This window comes from Ornithinibacillus halotolerans, from assembly GCF_014637405.1.
GTDB lineage: Bacteria > Bacillota > Bacilli > Bacillales > Amphibacillaceae > Ornithinibacillus > Ornithinibacillus halotolerans.
The window spans coordinates 1-16997 of record NZ_BMEY01000036.1 but is presented as its reverse complement, the minus strand read 5'-3'; the positions used below and the strand labels follow the sequence as shown (position 1 = coordinate 16997).

16 protein-coding genes and 1 riboswitch are annotated in these 16997 nt (G+C 36.1%); of the genes, 13 read left to right on the top strand and 3 right to left on the bottom strand.

Annotated elements, in window-relative coordinates:
* Positions 1-133: 133 nt before the first annotated feature.
* A complete protein-coding gene (locus IEV35_RS19830) occupies positions 134-1414 on the bottom strand; it encodes an acetyl-CoA hydrolase/transferase family protein (protein WP_229740829.1) in 1281 nt (426 codons plus the stop codon).
* A 90-nt stretch (positions 1415-1504) separates the two neighbouring features.
* Entirely contained in the window at positions 1505-2641 is a 1137-nt protein-coding gene (locus tag IEV35_RS19825; RefSeq protein WP_188386388.1) for a hypothetical protein, read from the bottom strand.
* Positions 2642-2799: 158 nt separating this feature from the next.
* On the opposite strand from IEV35_RS19825, the gene IEV35_RS19820 reads away from it, so the two are divergent.
* Positions 2800-3681: a hypothetical protein gene (locus IEV35_RS19820; RefSeq protein ID WP_188386387.1), complete on the top strand. Its 882-nt coding sequence runs from the start codon at positions 2800-2802 to the stop codon at positions 3679-3681.
* A gap of 57 nt (positions 3682-3738) precedes the next feature.
* Here the strand turns inward: IEV35_RS19820 and IEV35_RS19815 are convergent, their stop codons facing one another.
* The gene (locus IEV35_RS19815; RefSeq protein WP_188386386.1) at positions 3739-4065 is read right to left on the bottom strand and encodes a hypothetical protein; all 327 of its coding nucleotides are present in this window, start codon (positions 4063-4065) and stop codon (positions 3739-3741) included.
* 95 nt (positions 4066-4160) lie between these two features.
* A riboswitch (SAM riboswitch) is annotated at positions 4161-4262 on the bottom strand.
* A 173-nt stretch (positions 4263-4435) separates the two neighbouring features.
* On the opposite strand from IEV35_RS19815, the gene IEV35_RS19810 reads away from it, so the two are divergent.
* The 12 genes from IEV35_RS19810 to IEV35_RS19755 all read left to right on the top strand — a co-directional run bounded on the left by IEV35_RS19810 (position 4436) and on the right by IEV35_RS19755 (position 16841).
* The gene (locus IEV35_RS19810) at positions 4436-5536 is read left to right on the top strand and encodes a DUF4097 family beta strand repeat-containing protein (protein WP_188386385.1); all 1101 of its coding nucleotides are present in this window, start codon (positions 4436-4438) and stop codon (positions 5534-5536) included.
* 279 nt (positions 5537-5815) lie between these two features.
* A complete protein-coding gene (locus IEV35_RS19805) occupies positions 5816-6091 on the top strand; it encodes a DUF485 domain-containing protein (protein ID WP_188386384.1) in 276 nt (91 codons plus the stop codon).
* The gene (locus tag IEV35_RS19800; protein ID WP_188386383.1) at positions 6088-7632 is read left to right on the top strand and encodes a solute symporter family protein; all 1545 of its coding nucleotides are present in this window, start codon (positions 6088-6090) and stop codon (positions 7630-7632) included. Before IEV35_RS19805 ends, IEV35_RS19800 begins: the two co-directional genes overlap by 4 nt.
* On the top strand, positions 7629-9398 hold the full coding sequence (locus IEV35_RS19795; RefSeq protein ID WP_188386382.1) for a LytS/YhcK type 5TM receptor domain-containing protein: 1770 nt from the start codon (positions 7629-7631) through the stop codon (positions 9396-9398). Before IEV35_RS19800 ends, IEV35_RS19795 begins: the two co-directional genes overlap by 4 nt.
* Positions 9395-10156, top strand: a complete 762-nt coding sequence (locus IEV35_RS19790) for a LytR/AlgR family response regulator transcription factor (protein WP_188386381.1) — start codon at positions 9395-9397, stop codon at positions 10154-10156. The genes IEV35_RS19795 and IEV35_RS19790 overlap by 4 nt, the downstream gene beginning before the upstream one ends.
* Positions 10157-10167: 11 nt before the next feature.
* Entirely contained in the window at positions 10168-11133 is a 966-nt protein-coding gene (locus IEV35_RS19785; protein ID WP_188386380.1) for a quinone oxidoreductase family protein, read from the top strand.
* 14 nt (positions 11134-11147) lie between these two features.
* Complete coding sequence (locus IEV35_RS19780; RefSeq protein ID WP_188386379.1) at positions 11148-11696, top strand: short-chain dehydrogenase; 549 nt, start codon at positions 11148-11150, stop codon at positions 11694-11696.
* A 57-nt stretch (positions 11697-11753) separates the two neighbouring features.
* Complete coding sequence (locus IEV35_RS19775) at positions 11754-12257, top strand: hypothetical protein (protein WP_188386378.1); 504 nt, start codon at positions 11754-11756, stop codon at positions 12255-12257.
* A gap of 24 nt (positions 12258-12281) precedes the next feature.
* Positions 12282-12638: a DUF4181 domain-containing protein gene (locus IEV35_RS19770; RefSeq protein ID WP_188386377.1), complete on the top strand. Its 357-nt coding sequence runs from the start codon at positions 12282-12284 to the stop codon at positions 12636-12638.
* Between the two features lie 397 nt (positions 12639-13035).
* A complete protein-coding gene (locus IEV35_RS19765) occupies positions 13036-13383 on the top strand; it encodes a DUF485 domain-containing protein (protein WP_188386376.1) in 348 nt (115 codons plus the stop codon).
* Entirely contained in the window at positions 13383-14912 is a 1530-nt protein-coding gene (locus IEV35_RS19760) for a solute symporter family protein (protein ID WP_188386375.1), read from the top strand. Before IEV35_RS19765 ends, IEV35_RS19760 begins: the two co-directional genes overlap by 1 nt.
* A 204-nt stretch (positions 14913-15116) precedes the next feature.
* Positions 15117-16841, top strand: coding sequence for a sulfate adenylyltransferase (locus IEV35_RS19755; protein WP_188386374.1), 1725 nt, complete (start codon positions 15117-15119; stop codon positions 16839-16841).
* Positions 16842-16997 lie beyond the last annotated feature (156 nt).

The window sequence follows — 16997 nt, the reverse complement described above, 5'->3', positions numbered from 1 at the left end:
TGGTGTCCTTTTTGTTTACTTTAATATCAGAAAATTGCGTGCAAAAAATAATAAGCATGGTCCTTACCATTAAAACGTTGGTAAGGACCATGCTTATATTAATTTACTGGGGTTTTGTCCCAGCCTCGAATGCCTATACCCAAAACCCCATTTTCTTTGCTTTGAACAGTAGCTCTTCTCGGAATTTTGGATGTGCAATGTTTATTAATGATTTTGTTCTTTCAAATATCGATTTTCCACTTAATTCTGCGATACCATACTCTGTAACAACATAATCAACATCATTCTTAGAAGTTGTTACTACAGAGCCCGGTGTTAGTATTGGTTTAATACGGGATATTGTATCGTTTTTAGCTGTGGAATATAAGCAAATAAATCCTTTACCTTCCTTTGAAAAACGAACTCCCGATCCAAAGTCAGCTTGTCCTCCCGTTGAACTGTAATACTTACCAGCAACAGTTTCAGATGCACATTGGCCATAGAAATCAATTTCCGTTGTCGCATTGATGGAAATCATCTTATCCTCACGTGCAATATTTCGCGGAACATTTACTTCATTTACTGGAAGCATGAGCAACTCTTTATTTTCATGCATGAAGTCATACAAGCTCTTTGTCCCAAGTGCAAATGTTGCAACGATTTTTCGTCGGTTTGTATTTTTACGATTTCCTGTAACAGCTCCAGATTCTACTAAATCAACGACCCCATCGGTAAGCATTTCCGTATGAATCCCCAATTCTTTATGTTCCTTTAGTAGACTAACAACCGCATTGGGAATTCCACCAATCCCAACTTGTAATGTGGAACCGCATTCAATTCGTTCTGCAATAAAACTGGCAATTTGACGGTCAATATCTTGAATTGGTGCGACTGGTAATTCGGTCAGGTCTTGATTATGATGAACAAGCCCTTCTACTTGTGAAATATGGATATTATTCTTTCCATATGTTCTAGGCACTTGCTCATTTACTTGAAGAATGAATGGTGCTTTTCCAATAAAGTGGGCAATGTATTCAGCTTCTGTTCCTAAAGAGAAATAGCCATCATCATCAATTGGGGAGGCTTGACAAACGATAATTGGTTGTTTGCATTTCTGCTCTAGTATTCTCGGAATTTGATGGAAATGATTTGGTACTAATTCACATTTCCCTTGTGAGAAAGCGCGTCTTGCAAATTTACTCATGAAGTAGGAAATATATCGGATGTTCGGATGTTCTCCTTGGATATAGCGTCTATTTTTCATTTCTAATAATTGATGAATGGAGAGAGTTTTAAATACAGTTGGATTTTCATCAATAATGGAGAGGATACAGTCTGGTTCTCCATTTGCCATTCCAACAATAATATCTTCATAGTTTGATAGAATCGATAATAGTTGTGATTGTGTTATATTCTTCTCGTTGAATGATTGCACTGTTTACTTATCCTTTCTCATGTAAGCGCATTCTAGAAGTCTAGTAAAGGTAATTATAGCAACCTTAGGGGAGAGGGTCAACATACCAAATTAGTATTCAACCTTTCTCCCATAAAATATAAAGTCATAGTGTACAATTATGAATTTCGATATCTTGGCAAAAATGAACGCCAGGATCCATAAGACAATATTATAGATATTAAGGAAAACAATCGTATAATACATCGATGGAAAATCTATAAAAAATGATGCGATTAATACCCCAATGTAATTGCCAATTGCAACGACAAATAGATAAATAACTGGGTTATACCACTTTGCATATTTTCGGAAAAAAACGAAGATGAATGGGAGTAGCATATTAACTCCGAGATATAGTAATAGTATTTTATCTGTTAATACGATGAACCCTTCATTATCAATTGGTGTTCCTGGTAATAGGATGGCAGCTGATAAAATCGCGTAGAAAAAAAGTAACCATGTTGTTGTCTTTTCTGCTTTTTTTGTTTGCGCTCGTTTAGTTGTTTCTTTTTTTCGTTCAAATTCTACCTTAATGTCCTCTGGTAACCACGGTTGAAAGATGTTTTCTCTACTTTCTGTTCGGATATGCTTGGATACAACATCGAAGTGTGTACCTTCCACTCGTGTAAAATCAACAAATGTATAATGGCTTGCTTCCAGTGCCTTTCTAAAATCTTGATCAGTAAAGGTTACGGGTACTTTGTCCTTTAGATGATTCACCCATTTCTTTAACTCATCTGCATTGTGAAATATTTTATTAAATATACTCTCTTTACTTGCAAGGATAAGGACTGCATCGTATATATAATATCCCGGACTGTCTTCAACCGTATAATGGAATGGGTAAATACCTACAACAGCTTGGTCAACATCATCAAATGAAATAACATGTTCATTGATTTCTCCAGTTTTTCTATTTTCCCATTTTTGAAAAATGCCATCCTCTTTTACTTCATAGCTATAGATCACTCTACCTTTAAAAGGTAGGCCAAGAGAAGCAAACCAAACGAGTATGGCGATAATAGGAAAGGAAACGAGGAGAACCCACCAGTCGCCATATGTAGTACCTAAATAAATACTTACAATCGTTAAAATTGCTGCACCTAATCCGAAAAATAGTGCAAACAAAAACCCAATAAGAGTCGGTTTTACTTCATCAGAATATGTAATAGGTTCCTGCACCGTACGTTTTAAATTTTTGCGCATACACATCCACCTTTCACAAGTTCTTTCTTCATACTACGAATATACTAAGAAATAGTTTCAAGCATTCCGTGATTTGTTAGCTGTAGACTAAAATGGTAATATTAGCCTTATAAATAATGTTCATACTTTTATGAAGATGTTATATGAGGGGGGAAGTAATGGGGAATAATAAATGGTTAAAATTTATAAGTATTGCAATGGGCGTTTTGTTAGTTGTTAGTTTAATTATGAATAATTCGATGGCAAAAAAAGTTACATTACTAGAAAATCGAATAGAAGAAATCATTGGGTTACAATATTCGATTTCTTCCAATTTGGATAATCAAACGAATCATATTACTAATGTTTTACAAGAAATATGGGAACAAAACACATGGTTAGGTCATGTGGAAATGGTGGATATTAGATCTACAGAACATGGTGAAGAGGCTATTATTGAATGGCAAGTTAGAGAATTAGGACTGGATTCAGAAGTTTATTTTCATTATGTGTTTGGAAATGGGGATAACTTTAACACGGTACATGCAGAACTAAAGCAAGATGGTCTTTTTCAAGTAGCGATTCCATTTGAATTAGAAGTGGAGCCAAATTGGATGGTGTCTCTTTATGCGGATGAAGAAAATTCTACTACAAATGTCCAAGAAGAAGGTTCTAAACATTCAACAGCCCTACGATATTATATATCTATGAAAGACCTCGATGGAAATGTGAAAAGTGGGGACATTGAGATACTTGATATAAATGACTTAGGAACAGAAAAGTATGGTCATATCGAAGCATCTGTTCACTTATATAATGAAAAAATAGATGTTACACTCAGTCATTTTTATGAATTGAATAATGAAATTGTTCATGCATCCTTATTACAATATGAAAACAATCAATTGCTTGAAGAAATTGATATGAAGTTAGATCATGTCGATGAATCCATGAATATGAAAATGTTTCACTTATTCGGATTAGAGAAATATGACGATATGCGATTAGTTATGCAAGTTGAATATAAAGACGGATCGACTTATCAAAAAGAAATTTATTAAGAGGGGGACAGTCCCCCTCTTCTATATTTGTATCTTCATAAGATTGTTCGTTTGTAATTAATGAAACACATAAGTTAAATAGTTCCCATTACTTTCCCCAATCATGACAGCCTTTCTATGCAATTCATTCCAAATATACCGATCTAAACTATACGGTGATTGGGATTGAAACGATATCAGTTGTGATTTAGAAATAGGAACACTAATGATTAAATTCCCATTTTGAACGACCACTACATAGTTTGTTAGTTTAACTAAACGAACTACATAGTATTCGTCCCACTCTTTTAGTTGCTTTTCAATAGAAGAAACTACATGAGTTAAAAACGTTTCCTCATCTACATTTTTTGCCATTAATCCTCTAATAAATCCTGAAGTATTCATTTTTTAAAACCTCCTAATATTTTTCCAAAAGGTTTCAAGGACCAACAAAAAAGCCCTCTGCAAGCTGGAATGCACGCAAAGGGCTTTTACGCCGTTCGTTATCATTCAAAGCAAGCTTTGCTGGTAGGAGCACCTTACCGTTAGGCAGGTTGCTGTGAAGTCATAGAGCCAGGACTCTCGTTCACTCTTGATAACCTTATTGAATTACTTTTTATTCTAACATGAAGTGATAGGGATTTAAAGGAGTTTGATTCTTATTTGGTGCTGTCAGCCTTCAGACGGAGATTAAGTACACCTAAAGGTACTAGTTTTTCTGAAAATTAATAGTAAACTAATAAGTAAGAAATAATATCCGAACGGAGTGTAGTAGATGAAAATAGAAAAAACAGTGGAAACAGTAGTTAATAATGTGATGAAAAATCTAAAAAGTTCCTTTGTTAAAGAACAAGTTATCCAAAAGAAAAGAATTGATAGTACTAGTTTAAAAGAAATATTTATAACAACTTCTAATCTAGATGTCGAAGTGAAAAGCCATAACAATCCATACATCGATATTATCCTTAAAACATATGAAAACGGTCCAGAGATGGATGTTATTTATTCGGAGGATAAATTGGAAGTTTCAGTAGTTAATTCCAAACAAAGTTCGGTACAAGTTGCAATTATTCCATTTACAAAAGTAGTCCCTTTTACAAAAATGGAATTCTATGTGCCAACAGCAGTTGCAGAATCATGGGATGTTCGCAGTGGATCCGCTGATATAAATTTTACAGATGTTATTATGAATAAGCTTGCTATCCATACTGGTTCTGGAGATATCAGTTTATCTGATATTGAAGCAGGAGAAATTAAAGTTCGATGTGCTTCTGGTGATGTAAAATGTAAAGATATTAAGTCTGACAGTTGCATGACGAAATCGGCTTCCGGCGATATGGTTTTTCGTAAGTTGATAGTAAGTAATATGACTACTGAATCTAGTTCCGGGGATATTTTACTAACGGACCATCAAGGAGCAAACTTAGAGGTTAAAATGGGGTCAGGTGATGTAGATTTAAATGATATCGATGTTGTAAATGGAACTATTGTTTTACATTCCGGAGATGTGGATGCTAACCGAGTTCAAGCGGAAATGCTGAACATAGATAATAAATCGGGAGATATAGGGATAGATAATTTCACCGGTGTGGTTAATGGGTCGAACGGTTCAGGTGATATAACATTAGGTGTACAGAATGAGTGTACGATTAATTTAGATGCTAATAGTGGAGATATTGCTGTAAAGTTAGCAAAAGAAATTGGTATGAATGCTACTGTTGATGTTACAAGTCAATCAGAAGATATCACTACAAATCTCCCATTACAATTAAAAGACGACTCTTCCAGACTATTAGGTGTAACTGGAGAAGGAGAGAATACGATTCGAATAACAACAAAAACAGGCGATGTAAAAGTATATATGGAAGGAAAGTAAAAGAATATAGTGAGAGTTTTTTCTAGGTTGGGACTGGACTATTTCTAGAATGAAAAACACGAACAAGCACTAAAAAACTCTGGAAAGCGGTGTATATTTCCGGGGCTGGTATGATGCGCTAACATAAACGTTCGTTTTCACTTCAGGTAGATATAGTTTGTTCTAACCTCATTAGCATTTCTTAATCAAAAACCTTTACATTCAAACCGCTTTTGTTTATTTTTGAATTAATGTAATATACAGACTTTTTTTACGAATTTTCAATATGGGGGCATGAAAATGGAAGAAAGAATGATGTATTTTATACGGAGAAGAAATAAATTACTCGTACCGATTATTATTCTAGTATTTTTATTTTATTTCATGCTGCCTTTATCCTTAATCTTTTTACCTGATGTAATGAATCAGACAAGTTTTATTCCAGGAATAACGTGGGCTTGGCTTTATGCATTCTTGCAAATACCAATGACTTGGACAGTCGGATGGATCTATCATATAAAAGCAAAAAAATTTGATGAACAAATAGAGAAATGGGAGCGGGAGGAGTCAGTGTGAATCTTACATATTTCTTGTTTTTTATTTGTATCATAGTCTGCACCCTCATCATTACGTATTGGGCTGCAAAACGAAGTAACACGACAAACCGCTTTTATACAGCTGCCGGAAGTTTAACTGGTTATCAAAATGGAATGGCAATTGCTGGTGATTTTATTAGTGCGGCTTCTTTTCTCGGAATTGTTGGGATGATTGCATTGAATGGCTACGATGGATTCTTATATTCCATTGGTTTTTTAGTATCTTATATCGTCGTATTATTCCTAGTTGCCGAGCCAGTTCACCGATTAGGAAAATATTCCCTTGGTGATGTCATTTGTTCACGATTCCCTAGTGATCGAATGCGGTGGATCATGGCTATTGGGGCATTTTCTATTTCAATCCTTTATATGATTCCACAGTTAGTTGCTTCTGGTTATTTATTAAGACTGTTACTCGATATTGATTATTCCATTTCTGTTTTAGTAATTGGTGGATTAATGACTATATATGTTGTCTTCGGCGGGATGGTTGCCACGTCATGGGTACAAATTGTGAAAACAGTTGTACTGATGTCGGGGACATTTTTACTATCCTTAATCGTGTTCTCTAACTTTAATTGGAATGTTTCTGCATTAATAGAAAAAGTGAAGGGTGGGACACCATTAGGCGAAAACTTTTTCTTGCCTGGCCATTTATTCAATAACCCACTTGAATTCTTCTCCCTACAATTAGCTCTTGTTCTAGGTACTGCTGGGCTACCTCATATTTTAATAAGGCTCTTTACAGTACGAAATACATTAGAAGTAAGACGTTCTATCATCAGTTCTACTTGGATTATTGGGTTATTTTATATTATGACACTAGTACTTGGGTTAGGAACGGTAGCATTATTAGGTTATCAATCACTTACCAATGCAGATCCAACTGGGAACTTAGCGGCACCTCTTCTTGCCAAAGAAGTAGGAGGAGATTTCTTATTAGCTTTCGTATCTGCGATTGCATTTACGACAATTGTAGCCGTTGTGGCGGGACTTGTCATATCAGCTACTACTGCCTTTTCGCATGATATTTATCATCATATATTAAAAAAAGGTAAGTCAACGGAGAAGGAACAATTAAAAGCAGCACGTTGGACAGCGCTAATTATCGGCTTAGTCTCTACACTATTTGCATTACGACTGGAAACAATCAATGTGACTTTTCTTGTTTCGATGACATTTATTGTCGCTGCAGCTAGTAATTTTCCAGTGTTAGTCTTAACAATTTATTGGAAGCGTTTTACACAAGTCGGTGCTATTACAGGAATGATCAGTGGGTTAGTTGCTTCATTAGTATTAGTTGTATTAGGGCCCCATATTATGAATCCAGAGGATGGGTGGATAGCAAGAGAAGCCATCATCTCATTACATAATCCAGGAATAATTGCTATACCGATAGGCTTTTTGGGAGCCTATTTAGGAACCATTTTTTCATCGAAACAATCACAATCAGATGAATCGTATACTAGATTTTTTATTAAATCACAAACAGGGATTTCTTCAAGGAGAGAGAGCTCATGAAAGATTTAACAATCATTTTGTTTGAACGATTGGGCTTACTACTCGTTATTGCGTTTGTGTTGACGAGAACACCTGGTTTTAAATCGCTTTTATACCGTGAGTTTAGTTGGAGGATGTCATTTGTCCATGCTGTTGTATTTGGGATTTTTGGAATAGCGAGTACGATAACTGGGATTATCGTAACCGCTGAAGGAGAAATTCTCCATGAGTTCGTTGTTTTTCCAGTAGAAGATGGAAATCTAGTCGTTAGTCTAAGTCTCGTTGCGATAGTTATTGCAGGACTACTAGGTGGACCAATTGTTGGTTTAGGAGCAGGGTTAATCGCTGGGACCCATGTCATGCTATTAGGGGGAGTGGGCTGGTTAGCAAATGGTATTGTCAATCCGTTAACAGGGTTATTAGCCGGATTGACGGCAAGATTTTTTTCCAATGAACGGGTAATATCCCCATTAAAAGCATTGTTTATCGGTGTTTTTCCACCAATTTTACAAATGCAGCTACTTCTAATTATGTATACAGGTGGTGGAGGAATCATCGATATTGTCGATGAAATTGGTCTTCCACTAGTATTATCCAATAGTATAGCTATTGCTATTTTTACAACGATGATTGGAGTTGTGATGAAAGAACAGGAAAACGAAGCGGCAATGGCTACGAGGCAAGCACTTACGATTGCTGAGGAGGCACTCCCTTTTTTGAAGAAAGATTCAACGACTGATGTAGCGAATGGCCTAGCAAATTTATTATATGATCGATTGGAACTTGCAGCAGTTTCTGTGACGAATCATCAAGAAGTATTGGCACATAAAGGAATTGGCGATAAACATCATAATATTGGTGATCCAATTTCCAGCCCACTTGCAAAAAAAGCAATCGAAAAGAAGAAATTGCAAGTAAGTTATTTGAAAACAGATATTCAATGTAACTATGATAAGTGTCCATTAGAGGCAGCTATCATTATCCCTATTGTAGAAGCAGACGAAGTAACTTATTTAATTACATTTTACTTCCGCAAAGCGCAGCATATTTCACCAGTTGAATTAATGATGGCGGAAGGGTTAGGACAATTTATTTCTAATCAATTAAATGTTGTCACAACAGACAAACTTAAAGCTCATATTCGCGATGCCGAATTAAGGAACTTACAAGCACAGATAAACCCACATTTTTTATTTAATACATTACAATTAATTGCCTCCCTTTTCAGGGAAGACCCAAAAATGGCAAGGCATATTACCTTACAATTAGCGAGTTATATGCGTTTTAATTTACGACTTGTATCTAAATCGTTAGTTGAATTGGAAAAAGAATGTGAGCATGTAGAGGCGTATACGTCCATTATTCAACAGCGATTTCGAAATAGATTACAAATAGATTTTATCAAACCAGATGATGTTTCCAATATATTTATACCACCATCGACGATTCAGCCATTAGTAGAAAATGCCGTACAACATGGTTTAAAAAATGTTTTTGACCATGCTAAAGTGGAAATTAAAATTGAAAAATATGATGGGAAAATAAATGTCTCTGTTAGAGATAATGGTTCTGGATTTCCGGAACATATTTTACCTCTGGTTAGTCATAAACCATTAGTAGGTGATATGAATAATGGCACTGGGATATATAATGTTAATCAACGATTAGTTCGTTTAATTGGAGAATCAGCACAGCTTCACATTCGTAATCTACCAAGTGGTGGTAGTGAAGTGAAGTTTTCAATTCCAATGGCTGAACAAAATGTAGAAAAGCGGGTGATAGGATGAACATTCGAACGATGATTGCTGAAGATGAGTTAATGGCGAGAAAGGAACTCCTTTATTTATTAAAAGACGAAAAAGATATCATTCTGACACCACACGCAGAGAACGGGGAGCAATTAATTCAACTTTATTCTGAACATCAGCCAGACTTAATATTTCTCGATGTAGAAATGCCTGGATTTACAGGTGTTGAAGCAGCTCGTTATATTACGGAGCAATCTAACGGAAATACTCCTTTATTTGTGTTTACAACTGCTTATGATGAATATGCATTAGATGCTTTTGAAATTGAAGCAGTGGACTATTTATTAAAGCCGTATGATGAAGTACGCTTTAAAAAGGCGATGGCTCGTATTCGAAAGAGTTTTGCTAGTAAAGAGAAAAAAGAGGAAGTAGTCCCAAAAGGAAATGATAGCTTACCCCCAAATCCTACAAAGCTATTAATAGATGATGGGGAGAGAATGGTAGTATTATCACCTGAATCTATCTATTATGCAGTTCCGAATAATAGAATGTTAGAAGTCCATACGGAAGATAAAGTCATTATGAGTCGAATGACTTTACAAGAATTAGAGGATAAGTTGGCAGGACATATGTTTTTTCGCGCCCACCGTAGTTATTTAGTTAATTTAAATCATGTTTTGGAAATTACCCCTTGGTTTAATGGAACGAGTAATTTGACGATGAAGGATAAGAAGCGAACAGTAATTCCAGTAAGTCGGTCAGCGAGTAAAACGTTGTTGAAGACGTTTCAAGTATAGGAGAGTAGCATATGAAAGCAGTTATTCAAAAGGAATTTGGTAGTGCTGATGTACTTCGTTATACGGATATACCGATTCCAGAAATAGGTGATCGTGAGGTCTTAATCAAGGCAGCATACACAAGTGTTAATTATGCAGATATAAAAACACGTGTAGGCAATAAGGGAAAGGGGAATTTTCCGTTCATTCTTGGGCTAGATGTTGCAGGAGTAATAGAAGAGGCTCCGCACGATTCTCCATTTTCAAAAGGGGATAGAGTTATAGCCTTTCCGAAAAATGGCTCCTATGCAGAATATGTAGTTGCAAACGAAAAGTTAGTTTACAAGATTCCAGATAATCTATCCATGGAGAAAGCAGCAGCCATGCCAACTGTTTCGATACTAGCATATATTTTGTTATTTGAAATTGGGCAAGTAAAATCTTCCGATACAATTATTATCCATAGTGCAGCAGGGGGAGTGGGGTCTGTGCTCGTACAACTTGCCAAACTAGCTGGTGTTAGGCAAGTTATAGCTACAGTTGGAAATATGAATAAACAAGATTACGTAAAGAATTTAGGGGCTGACTTTGTTTGTACATATGAGACATTTGTGGAAGAGACATTAAATCAAACGAATCAAAAAGGTGCCAATATCATTTTTGATTCAATAGCTGGAGAAGTTACAAGCCGAAGTTTGGACTGCTTAGCATTATATGGAACATTAGTACAATTTGGGAATAGTAGTGGGAAAGCAGGCACGTTTAAAACAAGTGATGTCCATAGCAGTTGTCGTAATATAAAAGGATTTAGTTTAGGTACTACTCGAAAAAACGATCCAGAACGGTTAAAGCCCGTTGTGAAAAAAGTGTTAGAGTTAATTGCATCCAATAAAATCACTGTTCCTGTTGCAAAGATTTTTAACCTAGAAGCTGCAGCAGAAGCACATCGTTTTATCGAAAGTCGTAACTATCAAGGTAAGGTGCTGATTAAAATTTGATAGATAAAGAGAATATGAAGCATGCATTAGTTGTCGGTGGAACTGGGATGTTGCAAGAAGTGTCACTGTGGTTAGTACGAAATGGGTATCATGTGTCTATTATTGCCAGAAATCGAGAACGAATGGAACACCTCATAGAAAAAGCTGAGTCAGAAAGCCAAATCACGCCATTATTAGTAAATTATCATAATGATCATGCTCTACAAGAAATAGTAAAGAAAACTATTAAAGAGAATGGGAAGATTGACGTAGTACTAACTTGGATTCATTCCAATGCTAAAAAGGCACTTCCAATAATTATGCATGAAGTTGCAAATCGTTCAAGTAAATGGGAACTTTTTCATATTCTTGGTAGTAGTTCCAATATAGATAAAATAAGAAGAACGGTTAAACCGCCAGAAAATTGCCTCTATTATCAAATTCAATTAGGGTTTATAATAGAAGGTAACCATTCAAGATGGCTAACTCACCAAGAAATTTCTAATGGTGTCATAGGAGCAATCTGTACGAAACAAAATGTGTATACAGTAGGACAACTCGAACCATGGGAACAGCGACCTTAATATACAAAAGGGTGAATGGGATTAATATTGGGAGTTTAGTTGAGAAGGGGTGGAACTTTGTCAATTTACGAATTCATTGCATCGAATGAAAAATTAGCAACATTCGAAGAAGCATTGGCTGATGAAGAAATTAAGTCATACAATGAGTTGTTGGATATGGGATTATCAGAAGAACAGATTAATATTCGTGGAATCGATCTAAGTGACATAGATCGTAATGAGAAAATATTTTATATTCAACTGCCCGAAGAACTTCAAAACAGTCCACTAATGGTAGAGGAAGACTTTCAAAATTCATTCGCTCATTTTCTTACCGATAAAAAATACATTTATCGAATAAGTGGCGTAGAACGTGCAGTTCCACATCTAGGTGGTTATATTGGAAAATACGCTAATACATGGAACGAACTAGAACTTTGGCGTGTTAACGAAGATGACTATACCACTGATACTACTGAAATCCCAATTGCAGTAAGACATTTACCTAGTGTAACCTTGGAAGATTTAGAAGTTTTTTATGAGGGGACAGTCCCTAGGAAATTGATACTTGTACAGAAATAAGAAGAATAAAATAGGAGGAGAATAATGACTGAGATTATTGTCTTTGTTATTGTTGTCTTTGCTTTGGAATTTCTTTTTGTTAAGTTTATTAGAAAAAAGTTTAATATTACAGTCTACCCTAATTCAGAAAGATACATCAATCAGACACATAAACAAAGTGAACGTATATTGCTCTTGATTGCCGTTACATTGTTTATCCTTTCTTACTTTTTCAACTATCTCATTGTCGGTTTTGCAGTAACCCTTTTATATGCATTAGTCTACCGTGCTTATATGGAATTTAGATTTGAACGTGAAGAGAGGGAATACGTCATTACTATTGTAAAAAGTTTAGCTTTTTTAGTAGTTATAACTGGTGCGCCACTTATTTATTTTGCTTAATCTGGAAGAAACCAAGTAAAACAAGGGCTACAAGTTGATTCAAATCGATTAAAATGATGTTGATTTGGGTTATCAACTTTAAAATGTAGATAATAATTTACGAAATGAAGCTGATATTCAATCTCAAGGTTAAAATGCTCCAAATTCAACACGAAATGAAGTTGACTTACTTACCCAAACTGAAAAAGAGTACCATATTTATAAAAAACTCATGCTCCAAAATTAACTCCATGATTTCTACTCCATGAAAAACCATTCACCACCCAAATAAAACCATTCAAACAGAATATCCAACCGTTTGCGCTGATTTAACATTATGAATGTACAAAATAATTATAATGTTTAGTAAGCGCTTACAATAAAAGTATAAATTTTGGAATTTGGGGAGGATGGTTTTATGGCTCAACCGAAGCTTTCAGAAGAAAATAAGAAAGCAGATGTCGACTTTGAGAAAGTTCTAGAAAGTTCTCAGTTTAAGAAGCTTATGCAAAATAAGAAAAAGTTTATTGTTCCATTAACAATATTTTTCTTAATATTTTATTTCTTATTGCCAATCTCTACATCCTATGGAACGTTTCTAAATAAACCATTTATTGGTGACATTACTTGGGCATGGGTATATGCTATTTCACAATTTATTATGGTTTGGACTATCTGTACAATCTATGTTAAAAAAGCGAGCTCCTTTGATAAAGAGGCTGATGATATCATTAATGATCAGATTGGCAAAGGAGGCAGCGCTTAATGGATCCAATAGTAGTTATTCTGTTCGTAGCAATTGTTGCTTTAACACTTGTAATTACTTACTATGCAGCTAAGCAGACGAAATCAACTGGAGATTTCTACACAGCTGGCGGTGGACTTACTGGTTGGCAGAACGGTCTTGCTATCGCTGGTGACTATTTATCTGCAGCATCATTCCTAGGGATTGCAGGTGCAATCGCATTAAATGGTTTTGATGGATTTTTCTATAGTATCGGATTTTTAATTGCCTATTTAGTTGTATTACTTTTAGTTGCGGAGCCACTTCGTAACCTTGGTAAATACACTCTAGCAGATATGATAAATTCACGTTTTGATGCAAAAAAAGTACGTGGTGCAGCTGCACTTAGTACAATCACCATTGTTTTATTCTACATGATTGCACAGCTTGTTGGTGCAGGAGCACTTATTCAGCTTTTATTTGATATTCCATATTGGGTTGCAGTATTAATTGTTGGCGTGATGATGACAATTTACGTACTATTCGGTGGAATGATCGCTACAAGCTGGGTACAAATTGTAAAAGCAGTTCTATTAATGGCAGGTATGGTTATTGTTTCGTTCATGGTTCTATGGAAGTTTAATTTCAATATTGGAGCTATGTTTACGGAAGTAAAGCAAGCTACTAGTCATGGTGAAAACTTCTTAAATCCAGGGATTAAATATACGAATCCACTTGGAACGATTTCACTAATGTTAGCACTAGTATTAGGAACAGCTGGATTACCTCATATTCTAATGCGTTTCTTTACAGTTAAAGATGCGAAAACAGCGAGAAGTTCCGTTATTACAGCGACATGGACAATTGGAATTTTCTACATCCTAATTGTTTTCCTAGGATTTGGTGCAGCACTTTACGTTGGGGAAAGTGAAATTCTTGCTGCAAACCCAGGTGGTAATATGGCAGCACCACTACTAGCTGAGGCAATTGGTGGAAATATACTATTTGCTTTCATCTCTGCGGTAGCATTTGCAACGATCTTAGCAGTAGTTGCTGGTCTAGTATTATCTGGAGCATCGGCATTTGCTCATGATATTTATGGAGAGATTATTAAAAAAGGGAAAGCAACAGAAAGACAACAAATGCTTGCTGCACGTTATGCAGCGCTAGGAGTATCTGTATTTTCGATTGTCTTATCTTTAGGTGCTCAGTACTTAAACGTAGCATTCCTAGTATCATTAGCATTCTGTATTGCGGCAAGTGCTAACTTACCTGTTATTCTTTATACGGTATATTGGAAGCGCTTTAACACAAATGGTGCAATCTGGGCATTGTTAACAGGATTATTCTCAGCGTTAATCCTTGTATCTATGAGTCCAAGTGTATTCTCACCAGTGGAAGGGGCAGCATTATTTGTAGGAAATCCAATCTTCCCATTAGATAACCCAGCACTAGTGAGTGTACCATTAGGATTCTTAGCTGGATATTTAGGTACAGTATTCTCGAAAGAATATGATTTCCAGCGATATGCAGAAGTTAAAGTTCGAGCAAATACTGGTTACCGAGGATAAGTGGGAACTGGGGCAAGTTCCTCGTCCTTAAAGATTTGGAAATCTGTATAAAATATTTGGAAAAGCGCTGTCCGCTATTTGGGTAGTTGCTTTTCCATTTACCGGGATATGGGGACACGACTTGTCTCTTCATCCAAAATTTAATGTATGTTAGCTACTTTTTAAAAATATATTGATAGAAAAGGGAAAATGAGGAGGAGTGTCATGAGTCAAGAAACACTTGTATTAACAGAAGAAAAACTAAAAACATATCCACAACAACCTCATGGGGGAAAATTGGTGGACCGTGTACTTAGAGGAAAAGAAGCAGAAGAAGAAATGGAACGAGCTAAGACGCTTCCAATGATAATGGTTGATTTAGAAGCGGTAATTACGCTTGAAATGATTGCAACCGGAGTATTATCCCCAAATGAAGGATTTATGATTGAGGCAGATTACAAATCTGTATTAACGAATGGTCGTCTAGCCAATGGGGTTGTTTGGCCAGTACCACTTAGCTTTGCACCTATAGGTGACCGAAATAAGCAAGTTATCGCTGGTCTATCGGTAGGAGACGAAGTGGCTTTAGCAGATGAAACGAAAGAACCTGTTGCTATTTTAAAATTAGATGATATTTTCCACTATGATCGTGAATTCCGTGCGAAGCATTTATTTGGTACAACCGACCGTAATCACCCAGGAGTGGATTCCATTTATAGACGTATGGGTGATACAGCATTAGGTGGACCAATTACATTGCTACGCCGTGTACACTGGGGACCATTTGAAAGCATCCGTATGGAACCGAAAGATACATGGAAACTATTTTATGAAGATAAGAAAATGAACTCTGTTGGAGGTTTTATCACTGGTGCAAACCCACTTCACAGAGGTCATGAGTATATTCACCGAAACGCATTAGAGGAGTTGGATGGATTATTTGTTCAGCCTCTAGTAGAAATGGCAAAACGTGAATATACAAGACATGAATTCCGTATGCTTTCATATCGTGCTGTGCTTGAAGAATATTATCCAAAAGAAAGAACAATGCTTGCACCTCTACGTGTAACGTATATTTTTGCAGGACCACGTGAAGCAGTACTACATGCATTAATTATGAAAAACTATGGTTGTACCCATGCACTAATCGGGCGAGACCATGCAGGTATTGGAGACTATTATGATAAATATGCAAGTCACACAATATTTGATGAGTTTACGCCAGAAGAATTAGGTATCGATATTCGACTATTCCATGAGGTATTCTATTGCACACGCTGTGATAATCCAGCAACAGAGCAAACTTGTCCTCATGATAAAAAATATCGCATTAACATTTCTGGTACTGGTATTCGTGAATTACTACGATATGGTGTACTACCACCGAAAGAAATTGTTCGTCCAGAATCGGCAAGAATTGCGATGCAAGGTATTCAGCCGAAAGGTATTGACGAGAATGGGTTAGCGATTAATCCTGTTGGAAAAACCATTAAGAGTATTTTCCCTTATTATCTAGAAAATACTCGTATCGGTGGACCAAAACGTCGTAAATCTCTAGAAGTAGAACAATTAACAATTGAAGATCTAGAAGCGGTTATTACCGATGTTCGCGAAAATGCAGACCGTGTTTATAAAGGTATTTTTGAAGAATTCAGCTATGTAACCGATAATTTACGTAATGTACAGCCAGAGTGGGTTGCAGAAGCACGTGAATCAATCCGTCGCCAGCAAGAAATGGTTGTTGACAACTTAGAAGAAAAAGTAGATAAAGCATCAGAAAAAGCTTCAGATGAATTTATGTATCAAGATAAATCAGAAGCATCCCGTGAATTAGAAGTTGCAAAACAAATCCTTAATGATATCCCTGCTGCATTACGTAAAGAGGAAATGGAATATCGTACTTGGAATCCACTTCCGTATAAGCGTTATCGTGGTGCGGATGAGGAGTGAAAATAAAAGAGTATCCTTTTAGCGGATACTCTTTTTGTGCGACGGGCAGTTGCACATGGCGCTGATAATTCAGCGCCTGTTTTATTTCTTTTAGGACAGAGACGTCACTGAGGTGAAACGACTGGATGACAGAAAGAAATTAGATTTCCAGATGGT